The sequence below is a fragment of the Stenotrophomonas sp. 05L413 genome, assembly GCF_056397945.1.
Genome location: NZ_JBFTOL010000003.1, coordinates 85,598 through 100,674, shown reverse-complemented (window position 1 = coordinate 100,674; position 15,077 = coordinate 85,598). Strand labels below are relative to the sequence as shown.

Sequence of the window (15,077 nt, the reverse complement as noted above, 5' to 3'; positions counted from 1 at the left end):
CGCGGGGCCTCCCATCGAGGTCAGCATGTCTTCTGTCGCCGCTTCCGCTCCACCTTCCGCCCAGCCCGCCGCTTCCGTCGCCGCGCGGGCCGGCGTGACCACCGTGGTCCACAAGTTCGGCGGCACCTCGGTGGCCGATGCCGAGCGCTATCGCCATGTGGCGCAGCTGCTGCTGGCGCGTGAGGAGACGATGCAGGTCACCGTGGTCTCGGCGATGAAGGGCGTGACCGATGCGCTGATCGGGGTGGCCACGTTGGCCGCAGAAGACGCCTCGGCCTGGCGCGAACAGTGGCACGCCTTGCGGGCACGCCACCGCGGTGCCGCCGTTGCCTTGCTCGGCGAGCACGCCGGGGCGACGGTGGAATGGCTGGACCAGCGTTTCGATCAGTTGGCCGAGGTGCTGGGTGCGCTGGCAGTGATCGGCGGCCTGCCCACCGAAGTGCTGGACCGCGTGCAGGGCATGGGCGAGGTGTATTCGGCCCAGCTGCTCGGGAAGTACCTGCAGACGCTGGGCGAAGACTGCGCGGTGCTGGACGCGCGCGATGTGCTGGTGATCGAGCGCGGTGAACTGGGCGTGGACGTGGACTGGGTGCGCAGCGCCGAGCGCCTGGCCCAGTGGCGCCTGCAACACCGACAATCGCGCATCGTGGCCACCGGCTTCGTCGCCCGCGACCGCCAGGACCGCATCACCACGCTGGGCCGCAACGGCAGCGACTACTCCGGCGCGATCTTCGCCGCCTTGTTCAATGCCGACGAGCTGCACATCTGGACCGACGTGGACGGCGTGCTCTCGGCCGATCCGCGGGTGGTGCCCGAGGCGGTCCAGCTGGAAGCGCTGAGTTACGACGAAGCCTGCGAGTTGGCCTATTTCGGCGCCAAGGTGGTGCACCCGCAGACGATGTCGCCAGCGATCGAGCGCGGCCTGCCGATCATCATCCGCAACACCTTCCACCCGGACCATCCGGGCACGCGCATCACCGCCGAGCGCACCGTCTCCGGTCCGATCAAGGGCCTGACCCTGAGCCCGGACCTGGCCGTGATCAACCTGGAAGGCACCGGCCTGATCGGCGTGCCCGGCACGGCCGAGCGGGTGTTCGCCGCGCTGCGCAATGCGCATGTGTCGGTGGTGATGATCTCGCAGGGCTCCTCCGAGCACTCGATCTGCTGCGTGGTGAGGCAGGCCGAGGCGGTGCGCGCACGCGAATCGCTGCTGCAGGCCTTCGCGCACGAATTGAGCCTGGGCCAGGTGCAGCGCGTGCAGCTGACCGACAACGTGAGCGTGCTGGCCGCCGTGGGCGATGGCATGGCCGGGCAGCCCGGCGTGGCCGCGCGCCTGTTCGAGTCGCTGGGCCGCGCACAGGTGAACATTCTGGCGATCGCGCAGGGTTCCTCGGAGCGCAACATCTCGGTGGCGGTGGACAGCCGCCATGCGACCAAGGCGCTGCGCGCGGCACATGCCGGATTCTGGCTGTCGCCGCAGACGTTCTCGGTCGGTGTGATCGGCCCGGGCAATGTGGGCGCGGCGCTGCTGGATCAGCTGCAGGCCGCCCAGGTGCAGCTGCTCGGCCGCGCCAATGTGGATCTGCGCCTGCGCGCGGTCGCCTCGCGCAGCCGCATGGTCCTGGACGAGCGCGGCCTGAAAGGTGACTGGCGCGCGGCGCTGTCCGGCCCGGCGCAACCGAGTGATCTGGAGGCGTTCACGGAGCATCTGCTCTCCGCGCATCTGCCGCATGCGCTGATCATCGATTGCAGTGGCAGCGCCGACGTGGCCGACCGCTATGCCGGCTGGCTGGCCGCGGGCATCCATGTGGTCACCCCGAACAAACAGGCCGGTGCCGGCCCGCTGGAGCGCTATCACGCGATCCGCGAGGCAGCGGCTGGCAGTGGCGCGCGCTTCCGCTACGAAGCCACGGTCGGCGCGGGCCTGCCGGTGATCACCACGCTACGCGACCTGGTCGATACCGGCGATGAGGTGCTGGCGATCGACGGCATCTTCTCCGGCACGCTGGCGTGGCTGTTCAACAAGTACGACGGCCAGGTGCCGTTCTCCGAACTGGTCAGCCAGGCGCGTGGCATGGGCTATACCGAGCCGGACCCGCGCGATGATCTCTCCGGCGTGGATGTCGCGCGCAAGCTGGTGATCCTGGCGCGTGAGGCAGGCCGTGAGCTCAGCCTGGCGCAGGTGCGCGTGGAAAGCCTGGTACCCGAAGCATTGCGCCAGGCCAGCGTGGACGACTTCATGGCCGGCCTGCCGCAGATCGATGCGGTGTTCGCCGAGCGCCTGGCGGCCGCCCGCGCGGACGGTGCCGTGCTGCGCTATGTGGCGCGCCTGACGCCGGACGGCGCCGAAGTGGGCCTGGTCGCGCTGCCGGCAGGCCATGCCTTCGCCAACCTGCGCCTGACCGACAACGTCGTGCAGTTCACCACGCGCCGCTACTGCGACAATCCGCTGGTGGTGCAGGGCCCGGGCGCCGGGCCGGAGGTGACCGCCGCCGGCGTGTTCGCCGATGTGCTGCGCGTGGCGGTGGGTGAAGGAGCACGTCTGTGACTGAGGGCAGCATGACGGAAGCACGTGCGTTTGCGCCGGCCTCGGTCGGCAACGTGGGGGTCGGGTTCGACATCCTTGGCCACGCCATTGAGGGCGTTGGCGATACCGTGACGGTGCGGCGAATCGGGGAACCGGTGGTCCGCATCCACGCGATCCGCGGTACCACGGTGGATCTGCCACGGGTGGCCGAGGACAACACCGCCGGCGCCGCGTTGATCGCGCTGCGTGCCGCGCTGGATCTGCCGTTCGGCTTCGAGGTGGAGATCGACAAGGGCATCGCGCTGGGCTCGGGCATGGGCGGTTCGGCCGCGTCGTGCGTCGCGGCGCTGGTCGCGGCCAATGCGCTGTTGCCGCAGCCCTTGTCGCGCGAGGCGCTGTATCCGTTCGCGTTGACCGGTGAGGCCGTGGCCAGCGGGGGCCGGCATGGCGACAACCTCGGGCCGATGCTGCTGGGCGGGCTGGTACTGAGCACGGCGGACCGGCTGGTGCCGGTGCCGGTCCCGGCGGCGTGGCACAGCCTGCTGGTGCACCCGGATGCCGTGCTGGAGACCCGCCGCGCGCGCGCCGCGCTGCAGGGGCATTACGCGTTGGGCGAGTTCGTCGCGCAGAGCGCGAATCTGGCACTGGTGCTCAGTGGCTGCTTCACTGGCGATGCCTCGCTGATCCGTGCCGGACTGCGTGATGTGCTGGTCGAGCCGCGCCGTGCCGGTCTGATCACCGGGTTTGCCGCCGCGCGCGACGCGGCGCTGGCGGGCGGGGCGATGGGCGCCAGTATTTCCGGCGCAGGGCCGAGCGTGTTTGCCTGGTTCGAGCAGCGTAACGCTGCCCTTGCTGCGCAGGCGGCCGTGCAACAGGCATTTGCCGAGGCCGGCTTCGACAGCCAGGCCTGGGTGTCGCCCTTGAATGCGCCCGCCGCGCGCCTGCTGTGACGCGTCCACTCTTTCTACTCTGGGATGTCCGATGAAGTTCGTTTCCACGCGTCACGCTGCACCCGCCGCTTCACTCAGCCACGCGCTCGCCGCTGGCCTCGCCCCGGACGGTGGCCTGTATGTCCCCGAACACCGCCCGCGCCTGCAGCACTGGTCAGCGCAGGGGTCCTTCGCACAGACCGCTGCGGCGCTGCTGGCGCCGTATTTCCATGACGATGCCCTGGAGAAAGCGCTGCCCGAACTGTGCGAGCAGGCCTTCGATTTCGATGCGCCACTGCGCCCCCTGGCGACCGCCGATGACCATGTGCTGGAGTTGTTCCATGGCCCCACGGCCGCCTTCAAGGATTTCGGTGCGCGCTTTCTCGCGGCGTGTCTTGCGCGCCTGCAGCAGGGGCGCGAGCGTCCGCTGACGATCGTGGTCGCGACCTCCGGCGACACCGGCGCCGCCGTCGCCGCGGCCTTCCATCGGCAGCCGGGAATCCGGGTGGTGGTGCTGTACCCGGATGGCCGTGTCTCGCCGCGCCAGGCGCATCAGCTGGGGTGCTTCGGCGACAACATCCACACGCTGCGCGTCGCCGGATCGTTCGACGATTGCCAGGCGATGGTGAAACAGGCGCTGGGCGATCGCGAGCTGCAGGACGCGGTGCCGTTGAGCTCGGCCAACAGCATCAGCCTGGGCCGCTGGCTCCCGCAGATGAGCTATTACGCCCACGCTGCCCTGGTCCATCAGGCGCAGACCGGCCACGTGCTCAACCTGGTGATTCCGACCGGCAACCTGGGCAATGCGATGGCAGCGATCCTGGCGCGGGCGATGGGCCTGCCGCTGGGGCAGATCGCGCTGGCGACCAATGCCAATGATGTGTTGCCGCGCTACTTCCACGGCGAGGCCTACCAGGCACAGACCAGCGTGGCGACGATCGCCAATGCCATGGACGTGGGGGCCCCGAGCAATTTCGAGCGGCTGCGGTGGCTGTACAACGACGACGATGCGGCACTGCGCGCTGCGTTCAGCGCGGAAGCGATCGACGATGCGGCGATCCGCGAGCTGATCCGTCGGCGACATGACCTGTATGGCGAGGTGTTCTGCCCGCATACGGCGACGGCGGTGGCGCGCCTGGAGCATCTGCGGGCCGCGGGCGCACAGGGCCACTGGGCGGTGGCGGCGACCGCACACCCGGCCAAGTTCGAATCGGTGGTGGAGCCATTGATCGGGCGGGCGCTGGACGTGCCGCCGGCCCTGGCCGCGCTGCTGGAGCGGCCCGCGCAGGCCGAAGCCTGCGCACCGGCGTATGGGGCGCTGCGTGAGGTGCTGTTGCGCGGGTGAGGCGGGGTCAGTACGACTCGTCGGCCGAGAGCTTCTGCAGGCCGGCTTCGTCCAGGATCTCGACGGTGTTCAGATGGGGCAGGGCGATCAGGCCCTGCTGGCGCAGCTTGGTGAAGGTGCGGCTGACGGTTTCCATGGTCAGGCCGAGATGGTCGGCGATGTCGCCACGGCCCATCGGCAGGGTCACGCGCAGCCCCGGCTCACCGAGCAGCGCTTCCCGCGCGGCCAGGCGCAGCAGGAAATCGGCGACCTTCTCGGCCGGCTGCAGCCGGCCCAGCGCCATCGCGGCATCCTGCGCGGCATCCAGCTCCTGGCAGGCGCGCTGCAGCAGCTTGCGCTCCAGATGCGGGAAGCGCGAGCGCAGGTCCTTCATCTGCGGCAGGGCCACGCGGCAGACCCGGCTGTCGGCGATGGCCTCGATGTCATAACGGTGGTGATCGCTGCCGCTCAACCCGAGAAAATCGCCGGGCAGCACGAAGCCGCTGATCTGGCGGCGGCCATCGGCCAGCGTGCGGACCAGGCGCAGCGCACCGGCGGTAATCGTATAGACATGTTGGCGCGGCTCACCGGCACGGGCCAGGGTGGAGCCCAGCGGCAGTGCCTGGGACACGGTGACCCGCTCCAGCGCCTGCACTTCATCCGGCGACAGCGCCGAGCAGACCGCCAGGTGCCGTACCGAGCAATGCAGACAGTCGCGCAGCGGCGAACAACCGGGGGCGGCGGGGTCTTCAACAGCGGAAAGCGCGGTACCGGAGTGGGGCCGGGTCATGTCAGGTCAGCAAGCGGGACCTGCCTATGATACGTCATGCCGCCATTGGCCCGGCCCCGATGTCCGGATGCGGCTCGTTGCGCCGGCTGCGGCTAGAATATGCCGCTCGCTCATCCCCCCGTTTCCGCAGGAGTCCCGCAAGTGATCAAGCCCCGTACGCCGCCCGGCATCATGGAATTGCTGCCGCGTGAGCAGATCGCGTTCCAGCGCATGCTGGACGTCATCCGCCGCAACTACGAGCGGTTCGGGTTCCTGCCGGTGGAAACCCCGGTGTTCGAGCTGTCCGATGTGCTGCTGACCAAATCCGGTGGCGAGACCGAGCGCCAGGTGTATTTCGTGCAGTCGACCGGCGCGCTGGCCAATGCTGCTGAAGCCGAAGAGAAAGCGCTGCCCGAGCTGGCCCTGCGCTTCGATCTGACCGTGCCGCTGGCGCGCTACGTCGCTGAGCACGAACACGACCTGACCTTCCCGTTCCGCCGTTACCAGATGCAGCGCGTGTACCGGGGTGAGCGTGCCCAGCGGGGCCGTTTCCGCGAGTTCTACCAGTGCGACATCGATGTGATCGGCAAGGACGCGCTGAGCACCCGCTATGACGCCGAAGTGCTGGCGGTCATCCACGCGGTGTTCGCCGAGCTGCGCATCGGTGATTTCTCGGTGCAGCTCAACAACCGCAAGCTGATGCGCGGGTTCTTCGAAAGCCTGGGCGTGGCCGATGGCGAACGCCAGCTGGCCGTGCTGCGCGAAGTGGACAAGCTGGACAAGCGTGGCGCCGATTACGTGCGCGAGACGCTGGTGGGCGAGGGCTTTGCGATTCCGGCCGAGCAGGTCGAGCGCATCCTGGCCTTTGTGGCGGTGCGTTCGAGCAGCCATGCCGATGCACTGGCGCAGCTGGATGCGCTGCTGGCCGACGGCACCGCCGGCGAGACGCTGAAGCTGGGCGTGGCCGAGCTGCGCGAAGTGCTGCAGCTGGTCAAGGCGCTGGGCGTGCCCGAAACCGCGTACTGCCTGAACTTCTCGATCGCGCGCGGCCTGGATTACTACACCGGCACCGTCTACGAGACCACGCTGACCGACCACCCGCAGATCGGCTCGATCTGCTCGGGTGGCCGTTACGAAGACCTGGCCAGCCACTACAGCAAGTCCAAGCTGCCGGGCGTGGGCATCTCCATCGGCCTGACCCGCCTGTTCTGGCAGCTGCGCGAAGCCGGCCTGATCGCCGGTATCGAGGACAGCAGCGTGCATGCGCTGGTGGCCCTGATGGATGACAACGGCCTGCCCGAGTCGCTGGATATCGCCCGTCGCCTGCGCGTGGGCGGCATCAACGCCGAAGTGCAGATGGAGCCGAAGAAGATCGGCAAGCAGTTCCAGTACGCGGCCAAGGCCGGCATCCGTTTCGTCGTGCTGGCCGGTGAAGATGAGCTGGCGCGTGGCGTGGTGGCGGTCAAGGATCTGCTGCGCGAGCAGCAGTTCGAGGTCGCCCGCGACGAGCTGGCCAGCGCGCTGCAGGTCGAGCTGGAGCAGGCCAAGGCCATGGCATGAAGCGGCTTGGGGCAGGGGCGCTGATGGTGCTCCTGCTCGCGGCCTGCCAGAGTGATCCGGCGCTGCGCAGCCAGCGGATCGGCCCGGGGCACTACCAGCTCTCGGTCGATCGCTGCCATGTGATCGATCGGGAACAGCTTGAGCACGACCTGCGCGCGCTGGCCGGCAACCGCTGTCCCGGCGGCGCCGGCCCCCTGCAGGCCGTGGAGTCGTTCCCCAGCCGCCAGGGCAGCCTGCTCGGCGAATGCCTGCGCAGCGGCGGCCTGCGTGCCGAGGTCCGCTGCCGGTAGGGGCCGACTGCTGGTCGGCGTGCTTCCTTGGATACCCATCACAACGCCCGCTAACGCGGGCGTTGTGCGTTTCCAGACCCTGAACCGGTCCATTTCGCCTGCGGCGGCGGTTTGACTGCGCGGTTTCGTTTGCGCTAATGTAATAGCACGCTATTACATTGATACGATGAAACTACGTCCCGTCCCCCGCGAAAAAGACGCCCAGGCCGATCTGGCCTCGCTGGCGCGCGCCTTTGCTGCCCTGTCCGATCCGGACGCGGTGACCGCGTTCCTGCGCGATCTGTGCACCCCCGCCGAGCTGGAAGCGCTGTCCGACCGCTGGAAGGTCGTGCCGCTGCTGCAGCAGGGCGTGCCGTACCGCGAGATCCATGAGTTGACCGGGGTCAGCGTGACCACCACCGGGCGCGTGGCGCGCTCGCTGGACCACGGCCACGGCGGTTACGCCGCCGCCATCGCCGCCACGCCGTCCTCCCCCGAATCCGAGTAGAGACCTCCCCCATGAGTGCAACCCAGACCGCCCCGGCACGTGACCGGCTGCGTATCGCCATCCAGAAGAACGGGCGGCTGGCCGAGCCCGCCCGCAGCCTGTTGACCGCCTGCGGGCTGAGCTGGCGGCAGAGCCGCGACAAGCTGTTCTGCTACGGCGAATCGCTGCCGGTGGATCTGCTGCTGGTCCGCGACGACGATATCCCCGGCCTGATCGCCGATGGCGTGTGCGACTTCGGCATCGTCGGGCGCAACGAGCTGGACGAGCAGGGCGCCGCCCGCCGCCGGATCGGCCTGCCGGATGCGTACCAGGCGCTGCGCGGGCTCAACTTCGGCCAGTGCCGCTTGATGCTGGCGGTGCCGGAGGAGTGGGAATGGACGGGCGTGGAGCAGCTGGCCGGCAAGCGCATCGCCACCAGCTACCCCGCGATCCTGGCTGATTGGCTGGCCGAACGCGGCGTGGATGCCCAGGTGGTCGAACTGTCTGGCTCGGTCGAAATCGCCCCGCGCCTGGGCACGGCTGATCTGATCTGCGATCTGGTGTCCAGCGGCGCCACCCTGGCCGCCAACCAGCTCAAGCCGGTCGAAACCCTGCTGGAAAGCGAAGCGGTGCTGGCTGGCCCGGTCCGTACACCCGATGACGCCCGCGCCGGTCTGATGGCCATGCTGCTGCGTCGTCTTGATGGCGTGGTGAAGGTGCAGGACAGCAAGCTGCTGATGTTCCGCGCCGCGCTGGACCGGGTCTCCGAGTTGACCCGCCTGCTGCCCGATGCCGATCCGCTGGTGCAGCTGCCCGATGATGGCGGCCACCTGCGTTTGCAGACCATGTGCCACGGTGCGTTGACCTGGCAGCGGTTGGAGGACCTGGAGCGCGCGGGCGCGCAGGGATTGATGGTGCTGAGTGTGGAGCGGTCGCTGGCATGAATCGTTTGACGTGGTCCCAATTGGATGCCGGCGCCCAGACGCAGGCGCTGCAACGCCCGGTCCAGGCCGTGGCGGCGCGTACCCGTGCGTCTGTCGCGGCCTTGATCGCAGCGGTGCGCGAAGGCGGCGATGCCGCACTGCGCGAGATCACCCTGCGCTTCGACGGGGTGGCGCCGGAGACGTTCGAGGTGAGCGAAGGTGAATTCGCTGCGGCCGAACAGGCCGTCTCGGCCGAGCTGCGCCAGGCGATGATCGATGCCGCCGCGCGCATCCGTACCTTCCACCAGGCCGGCATGAGCCAGGGCTATTCGGTCGAGACCGCGCCCGGCGTGCGTTGCGAGCGCGTGGTGCGCCCGATCGGTCGGGTGGGTCTGTATGTGCCGGCTGGCAGCGCGCCGTTGCCGTCCACCGCGCTGATGCTGGGCGTGCCCGCACAGCTGGCCGGCTGCCGGGAAGTCGTGTTGTGCACGCCGCCGCGCAAGGACGGTAGTGCCGATCCGGCCGTGCTGGTGGCCGCACGCCTGACCGGCGTCCACCGCGTGTTCAAGCTGGGCGGCGCGCAGGCGATCGCGGCGATGGCATATGGCACTGAAAGCGTTCCCGCCTGCGACAAGCTGTATGGCCCGGGCAACAGTTACGTGACCGAAGCCAAGCAGCAGGTCGCCCAGGACGGCGCTGCGGCGATCGATATGCCGGCCGGGCCTTCCGAAGTGCTGGTGATCGCCGATGCCGGCGCCAATCCCGCATTCGTCGCCGCCGATCTGCTCTCGCAGGCCGAGCACGGCCCGGATTCGCAGGTGCTGCTGCTGACTGAAGACGCGGCGATGGTGGACCGGGTCGAGGCTGCGGTTGAAGCGCAGCTGGCGCAGTTGTCGCGTGCGGAAATCGCGGCGCAGGCGCTGGCGTCCTCGCGTCTGATCCTGGTCGATTCGCTGGACGACGCTTTCGCGATCAGCAACCGGTATGCCCCGGAGCACTTGATCCTGGCGCTGCGCGAGCCGCGCGCCTGGTTGGACAAGGTGGAGGCCGCCGGTTCGGTGTTCCTTGGCGATTACACCCCCGAAGCGCTGGGCGATTACTGCAGTGGCACCAACCACGTGCTGCCGACCGCCGGTGCCGCACGTGCCTACAGTGGCGTCAGCGTGGCCAGCTTCCAGAACCTGATCAGCGTGCAGTCGGCCACGCCCGCTGGCATCGCGGCGATCGGCGAGTGTGCCCGTGTGCTGGCACGCGCCGAAGGCCTGGATGCGCACGAGAACGCGGTGACCCTGCGCATGGAGGCCGCCGCATGAGCACTGCCTCCCTCCTGTCCCTGGTGCGTGCCGACCTGCAGGCGTTTGCCGGGTATTCCTCGGCGCGCAGCAGTGCGCTGGTCGGCGATGTCTGGCTCAACGCGAATGAGTCGGCGTGGGCCAACCCGGCCGACGCCGCCGGTGGCGCGCGTCGCTATCCCGACCCACAGCCGGCCGCGTTGCGAGATCGGCTGGCCGAGCTGTACGGCTGCTCCGCCGAACAACTGCTGATCGGCCGTGGCAGTGACGAGGCCATCGATCTGCTGGTGCGCGCGCTGTGCGAGCCGGGCCGCGATGCGGTGCTGACCACACCGCCCGTGTTTGGCATGTATGCCGTCTGCGCGCGGCTGCAGAACGCGCCGTTGATCGAAGTGCCCTTGGTCGATCTGGGCGATGCGCTGGTCGCCGATATCGATGCGGTGATCGCCGCCGCGCTGGGTGGTAACGCCAAGCTGGTGTTCCTGTGCTCGCCGTCCAATCCCGCAGGCAGCCTGATCACGCTGGCCGAGATCGAACGGGTGGCGACGGCGTTGCAGGGCAGGGCGCTGGTGGTGGTGGATGAGGCCTACGGGGAGTATGCCGAGCAGCCGTCCGCGACCACGCTGCTGAGCCGTTACGACAACATCGCCGTGCTGCGCACGTTGTCCAAAGCGCATGCGCTGGCGGCCGCGCGTATCGGCACCCTGATCGCCGATGCCGCCCTGATCCAGGTGCTGCGCCGCTGCCAAGCGCCCTATCCGGTGCCGGCACCTTGTGCCGAGCTGGCGCTGGCCGGTCTCGGCGCCGAGAGCCTGGCCATCACCACCCAGCGCATCGCGCAGATCAAGGCCGAACGTACCCGGCTGCAGTCCGGCCTGGCAGTACTGCCCGGCGTGGTGCGTGTCTATCCCTCGCAGGGCAACTACCTGCTGGCCCGCTTTACCGACCCACAGGGCGCGTTCGATGCGCTGCTCGCCGCCGGTGTGGTGGTGCGTGACCAGCGTGCCGCGCCGCAGCTGGGCGATGCGCTGCGCATTACTATCGGCAGCCCGGATCAGAACGACCGTGTACTCGCCGCCCTGATGGCCCGGAGGGCTGCCGCATGACCCCGATTCTGTTCGTCGACCGCGACGGCACCCTGATCGAAGAACCCGCCGATTTCCAGATCGACGCCTACGAGAAGCTGCGCTTCGTGCGCGATGTGATCCCGGCGATGCTCAAGCTGCGCGATGCGGGCTATCAGTTCGTGATCGTCAGCAACCAGGATGGCCTGGGCACCGAAGGCTATCCTCAGGCCAGCTTCGATGGCCCCAACGATCTGATGGTGCAGATCTTCGCCAGCCAGGGCATCACCTTCCGTGACGTGCTGATCGACGGCACCTGGCCGCAGGACAACGCGCCGACCCGCAAGCCGGGTATCGGCCTGATGCTGCCGTACCTCCAGGACCGCAGCATCGACTGGTCGCGCTCGGCGATGGTGGGTGACCGCCTGACCGATATCCAGTTCGCGGAGAACATGAAGATCCGAGGTTTCCAGCTGCGCACCGAGCAGTTCGGCGGCGACTGGGACTGGACCTCGATCGCGCATGAGCTGGCCGATGCACCGCGCCGCGCCACTGTGCAGCGCAATACCAAGGAGACGAAGATCCGGGTCGAGGTCGATCTGGATCGCACCGCCGAGCCGCAGACCCACACCGGGCTGCCGTTCTTCGATCACATGCTGGAGCAGATCGGCAAGCACGGCGGCTTCGCGCTGAGCGTGCAGGCCGAGGGCGACCTGCACATCGACGAGCACCACACCATTGAAGACACCGGCCTGGCGCTCGGCCAGGCCCTGCGCGAGGCACTTGGCGACAAGCGCGGCATCGGCCGCTACGGCTTCACCCTGCCGATGGATGAGACGCTGGCCAGTGCCGCGCTGGATTTCAGCGGCCGCCCGTACTTCGTCTTCGAAGGCGAGTTCAAGCGCGAGCGCGTGGGCGACATGCCGACCGAGCTGGTGCCGCACTTCTTCCGCTCGCTGTGCGATGCGGCCGGGCTGAACCTGCACCTGAGCGTGCGCGGTGACAACGACCACCACAAGGTCGAGGCCTGCTTCAAGGCGCTGGCGCGCGCGCTGCGCCAGGCCTTGCCGCGGCAGGACACCGCACTGCCGAGCACCAAGGGGGCGCTGTGACCGAGGTTGCGCTGATCGATGCGGGCGGCGCCAACCTCGGCTCGGTCCGCTATGCGCTGGAACGGCTGGGCGTGCAGGTGCGGCTGGTACGCGATGCGCAGGGCCTGCAGGGCGTCTCGCGGGTGATCCTGCCCGGCGTCGGCGCGGCCCCGCACGGCATGGCGCGTCTGCATGCACAGGGCCTGGTGCAGCCGCTGCGCGAGCTGCAGGTGCCGCTGCTCGGGATCTGCCTGGGCATGCAGCTGCTGTTCGACGGCTCCGAGGAAGGACACGTCGAATGCCTGGGCCTATTGCCCGGAGTCGTGCGCCACCTGCGTCCTGCCACCGGCATCCGTGTGCCGCACATGGGCTGGAACCGGCTGCTGCCCCTGCGCACGTCGCCGCTGCTGGCCGGCGTGCCGGCGCGGGCCAGCGCGTACTTCGTCCACAGCTACGCCGCGCCCCTGGGCGAAGACACCGTGGCCGCGTGCGATCACGGCGGGCTGTTCGCGGCCGTCGTGCAGCGCGGCCGGCACAGCGGTGCCCAGTTCCACCCGGAGCGCTCAGCCGACACCGGCGCGCGCATCCTGCGCAATTTCATCGAGAACGAACCGACATGAGTTTCATCGTCTATCCCGCCCTGGATATCCGCGAAGGCCGCGTGGTGCGGCTGCTGCAGGGTGACTACGCGCAGCAGACCACCTACGGCGATGACCCGCTGCCGCGCGCGCAGGCCTTTGCCGCGGCGGGCGCAAGCTGGATGCACCTGGTGGATCTGGATGCGGCCCGCGCCGGTGGCTACACGCTGGCACCGCTGCTGTCCTCGATCGCATCACAGACCGGCCTGAAGGTGCAGACCGGCGGCGGTGTGCGCTCGCGCGATGACGTCGCCCGGATTCTCGATGCCGGTGCCACCCGCGTGGTGGTCGGCTCGGTATCGGTCCGCGAGCCGGACACGGTGATTGGCTGGCTGCGCGAGTTCGGTCCGGAGCGGCTGACCATCGCGCTGGACGCGCGCCAGGCCGAGGACGGCCGCTGGCTGTTGCCGGTGCATGGCTGGACCGAGACCGCCGAGGACACGCTGGACGTGTTGGCCCAGCGCTACGCAGAGGCGGGCATGCAGCACCTGCTGTGCACGGATATCGCGCGCGACGGCATGCTGTCCGGGCCGAACATCGATCTCTACCGGCATCTGGCCGCACGGCTTCCCGGCGTGGCGGTGCAGGCCTCCGGTGGCGTGCGCGATGCCGATGATGTCGCCCAGGCCAAGGCGGTCGGCTGCGGCGGGGCGATCCTCGGCAAGGCATTGCTGGAAGGGCGCATGACCCTGGAAGGGGCGCTGGCATGCTGAGCCGCCGCCTGATTCCGTGCCTGGATGTGCGCGATGGTCGCGTGGTCAAGGGCGTGCGCTTCCGCGATCACGTGGACATGGGCGATATCGCCGAACTGGCGATGCGCTACCGCGACCAGGGCGCGGATGAACTCGTGTTCTACGACATCGGCGCCAGCCCCGAAGGGCGTGCGGTGGACGTGGCCTGGATCGAGCGCATCGCGCGCTTGATCGACATTCCGTTCTGCGTGGCCGGCGGGATCAGCGATGTGGAGACCGCACGGCGTGTGCTGCACGCCGGCGCCGATAAAATCTCGATCAACTCACCGGCCCTCGGTCGGCCCGAACTGATCGAGGAGCTGGCCGATGCCTTCGGCGTCCAGTGCGTGGTGGTCGGCATCGATTCGGTGCGCGAGGCGGACGGACAATGGCGGGTGCGCCGCTTCAGTGGCGATCCGGACAAGACCCAGGCGGTGGCCGTACGTACCTTGGACTGGGTGGTGGAGGCACAGCGCCGGGGTGCCGGGGAGATCGTGCTCAACTGCATGGACAGCGATGGCGTGCGCCGCGGCTACGATGTGGCCCAGCTGCGCCAGGCCCGTGCGCTGTGCCAGGTGCCACTGATCGCCTCCGGCGGCGCGGGCGAGATGCAGCACTTCGCCGATGTGTTCGACCAGGCCGATGTCGACGGTGCGCTGGCCGCCAGCGTGTTCCACAGTGGCGCCATTGCCATTCCCGCGCTCAAGCAGTTCCTGCGCGAGCAGCAGATCGAGGTTCGAGATGTCTATTGACGTGAATTCCATTGACGTGCAGCCATCGCGCGAGGCGCTGGCGCAGCTGGATTGGGGCAAGGGCGATGGCCTGTTGCCGGTGGTGGTGCAGGACACGGATACGTTGCGCGTGCTGATGCTCGGCTATGCCAACGCGGCCTCGCTGGCGCAGACCCTGGCCACAGGCCACATGACCTTCTTCAGCCGCAGCAAGCAACGGTTGTGGACCAAGGGCGAATCCTCCGGCAACGTGCTGGCGGTGACCGCCGTGCGGATCGACTGCGACAACGACACCCTGCTGGTCAGTGCGCGCCCGGCCGGGCCGACCTGCCATACCGGCAGCGAGAGCTGCTTCCCGCAGGCACCCGGCAACTTCCTGGGCCGGCTGGATACCGTGGTGCGCGAACGCGAGCAGCAGCGCCCGGCCGGCAGCTACACCACGTCGCTGTTCGAGGGCGACATCCGCCGCATCGCGCAGAAAGTGGGCGAGGAGGGCGTGGAGACCGCGCTGGCAGGGGTGGTGCAGGACGATGACGCGCTGCTGGGCGAGTCGGCCGATCTGCTGTTCCATCTGACCGTGCTGCTGCGTGCGCGTGGGCTCTCGCTGGATGATGCGGTCGCGGTGCTGGCGGCGCGCCACGCCGGGTAGGGCAGGGCTGCACATCGTTTAACGTCGGTGAAACGCGGTGCAGGCGATGATGTGCCGCTCTACAATTCTCCACCCCCGACCGGACCGCCCCCG

The 15,077-nt window shown here is 69.0% G+C and carries 15 protein-coding genes; 14 read left to right on the top strand and 1 reads right to left on the bottom strand.

Annotated elements, in window-relative coordinates:
- Positions 1–25: 25 nt before the first annotated feature.
- From thrA to thrC, 3 genes are read left to right on the top strand one after another with little or no spacing between them, the layout of a single operon-like run.
- A complete protein-coding gene (gene thrA, locus AC1DIQ_RS07065; protein ID WP_478049735.1) occupies positions 26–2,548 on the top strand; it encodes a bifunctional aspartate kinase/homoserine dehydrogenase I in 2,523 nt (840 codons plus the stop codon).
- An 11-nt stretch (positions 2,549–2,559) separates the two neighbouring features.
- Complete coding sequence (locus AC1DIQ_RS07060) at positions 2,560–3,477, top strand: homoserine kinase (protein ID WP_478049734.1); 918 nt, start codon at positions 2,560–2,562, stop codon at positions 3,475–3,477.
- Between the two features lie 31 nt (positions 3,478–3,508).
- Positions 3,509–4,801 (top strand): threonine synthase, encoded by a 1,293-nt coding sequence (gene thrC, locus AC1DIQ_RS07055; RefSeq protein WP_121036639.1) that lies wholly within the window; start codon positions 3,509–3,511, stop codon positions 4,799–4,801.
- 7 nt (positions 4,802–4,808) lie between these two features.
- Here thrC and AC1DIQ_RS07050 read toward each other — a convergent pair whose 3' ends face one another.
- Positions 4,809–5,570, bottom strand: coding sequence for a Crp/Fnr family transcriptional regulator (locus AC1DIQ_RS07050; RefSeq protein ID WP_019183011.1), 762 nt, complete (start codon positions 5,568–5,570; stop codon positions 4,809–4,811).
- A gap of 141 nt (positions 5,571–5,711) precedes the next feature.
- On the opposite strand from AC1DIQ_RS07050, the gene hisS reads away from it, so the two are divergent.
- The 11 genes from hisS to hisIE all read left to right on the top strand — a co-directional run bounded on the left by hisS (position 5,712) and on the right by hisIE (position 14,984).
- Positions 5,712–7,109 (top strand): histidine--tRNA ligase, encoded by a 1,398-nt coding sequence (gene hisS / locus AC1DIQ_RS07045; protein ID WP_478049733.1) that lies wholly within the window; start codon positions 5,712–5,714, stop codon positions 7,107–7,109.
- Between the two features lie 23 nt (positions 7,110–7,132).
- Positions 7,133–7,399, top strand: coding sequence for a hypothetical protein (locus AC1DIQ_RS07040; protein ID WP_282258887.1), 267 nt, complete (start codon positions 7,133–7,135; stop codon positions 7,397–7,399).
- 166 nt (positions 7,400–7,565) lie between these two features.
- Complete coding sequence (locus AC1DIQ_RS07035; protein ID WP_152150660.1) at positions 7,566–7,886, top strand: YerC/YecD family TrpR-related protein; 321 nt, start codon at positions 7,566–7,568, stop codon at positions 7,884–7,886.
- Between the two features lie 11 nt (positions 7,887–7,897).
- On the top strand, positions 7,898–8,809 hold the full coding sequence (gene hisG / locus AC1DIQ_RS07030) for an ATP phosphoribosyltransferase (protein ID WP_121036643.1): 912 nt from the start codon (positions 7,898–7,900) through the stop codon (positions 8,807–8,809).
- Entirely contained in the window at positions 8,806–10,101 is a 1,296-nt protein-coding gene (hisD, locus tag AC1DIQ_RS07025) for a histidinol dehydrogenase (protein ID WP_478049732.1), read from the top strand. The genes hisG and hisD overlap by 4 nt, the downstream gene beginning before the upstream one ends.
- Positions 10,098–11,186, top strand: a complete 1,089-nt coding sequence (gene hisC / locus AC1DIQ_RS07020) for a histidinol-phosphate transaminase (RefSeq protein WP_121036645.1) — start codon at positions 10,098–10,100, stop codon at positions 11,184–11,186. Before hisD ends, hisC begins: the two co-directional genes overlap by 4 nt.
- Entirely contained in the window at positions 11,183–12,256 is a 1,074-nt protein-coding gene (gene hisB, locus AC1DIQ_RS07015; RefSeq protein WP_478049731.1) for a bifunctional histidinol-phosphatase/imidazoleglycerol-phosphate dehydratase HisB, read from the top strand. The genes hisC and hisB overlap by 4 nt, the downstream gene beginning before the upstream one ends.
- Complete coding sequence (gene hisH / locus AC1DIQ_RS07010; protein ID WP_152150668.1) at positions 12,253–12,855, top strand: imidazole glycerol phosphate synthase subunit HisH; 603 nt, start codon at positions 12,253–12,255, stop codon at positions 12,853–12,855. The genes hisB and hisH overlap by 4 nt, the downstream gene beginning before the upstream one ends.
- Complete coding sequence (gene hisA / locus AC1DIQ_RS07005) at positions 12,852–13,586, top strand: 1-(5-phosphoribosyl)-5-[(5-phosphoribosylamino)methylideneamino]imidazole-4-carboxamide isomerase (protein ID WP_121036648.1); 735 nt, start codon at positions 12,852–12,854, stop codon at positions 13,584–13,586. Before hisH ends, hisA begins: the two co-directional genes overlap by 4 nt.
- Entirely contained in the window at positions 13,580–14,356 is a 777-nt protein-coding gene (hisF, locus tag AC1DIQ_RS07000) for an imidazole glycerol phosphate synthase subunit HisF (RefSeq protein ID WP_121036649.1), read from the top strand. The genes hisA and hisF overlap by 7 nt, the downstream gene beginning before the upstream one ends.
- On the top strand, positions 14,346–14,984 hold the full coding sequence (gene hisIE, locus AC1DIQ_RS06995; protein ID WP_121036650.1) for a bifunctional phosphoribosyl-AMP cyclohydrolase/phosphoribosyl-ATP diphosphatase HisIE: 639 nt from the start codon (positions 14,346–14,348) through the stop codon (positions 14,982–14,984). The genes hisF and hisIE overlap by 11 nt, the downstream gene beginning before the upstream one ends.
- Positions 14,985–15,077: the final 93 nt, after the last annotated feature.

Excerpts from the sequence above, each read along its gene's own strand:
- thrA (WP_478049735.1), top strand. The coding sequence starts at position 26 with ATGTCTTCTGTCGCCGCTTCCGCTCCACCTTCCGCCCAGCCCGCCGCT.
- AC1DIQ_RS07060 (WP_478049734.1), top strand. The coding sequence starts at position 2,560 with ATGACGGAAGCACGTGCGTTTGCGCCGGCCTCGGTCGGCAACGTGGGG.
- thrC (WP_121036639.1), top strand. The coding sequence starts at position 3,509 with ATGAAGTTCGTTTCCACGCGTCACGCTGCACCCGCCGCTTCACTCAGC.
- AC1DIQ_RS07050 (WP_019183011.1), bottom strand. The coding sequence starts at position 5,570 with ATGACCCGGCCCCACTCCGGTACCGCGCTTTCCGCTGTTGAAGACCCC.
- AC1DIQ_RS07040 (WP_282258887.1), top strand. The coding sequence starts at position 7,133 with ATGGTGCTCCTGCTCGCGGCCTGCCAGAGTGATCCGGCGCTGCGCAGC.
- AC1DIQ_RS07035 (WP_152150660.1), top strand. The coding sequence starts at position 7,566 with ATGAAACTACGTCCCGTCCCCCGCGAAAAAGACGCCCAGGCCGATCTG.
- hisG (WP_121036643.1), top strand. The coding sequence starts at position 7,898 with ATGAGTGCAACCCAGACCGCCCCGGCACGTGACCGGCTGCGTATCGCC.
- hisD (WP_478049732.1), top strand. The coding sequence starts at position 8,806 with ATGAATCGTTTGACGTGGTCCCAATTGGATGCCGGCGCCCAGACGCAG.
- hisC (WP_121036645.1), top strand. The coding sequence starts at position 10,098 with ATGAGCACTGCCTCCCTCCTGTCCCTGGTGCGTGCCGACCTGCAGGCG.
- hisB (WP_478049731.1), top strand. The coding sequence starts at position 11,183 with ATGACCCCGATTCTGTTCGTCGACCGCGACGGCACCCTGATCGAAGAA.
- hisA (WP_121036648.1), top strand. The coding sequence starts at position 12,852 with ATGAGTTTCATCGTCTATCCCGCCCTGGATATCCGCGAAGGCCGCGTG.
- hisF (WP_121036649.1), top strand. The coding sequence starts at position 13,580 with ATGCTGAGCCGCCGCCTGATTCCGTGCCTGGATGTGCGCGATGGTCGC.
- hisIE (WP_121036650.1), top strand. The coding sequence starts at position 14,346 with ATGTCTATTGACGTGAATTCCATTGACGTGCAGCCATCGCGCGAGGCG.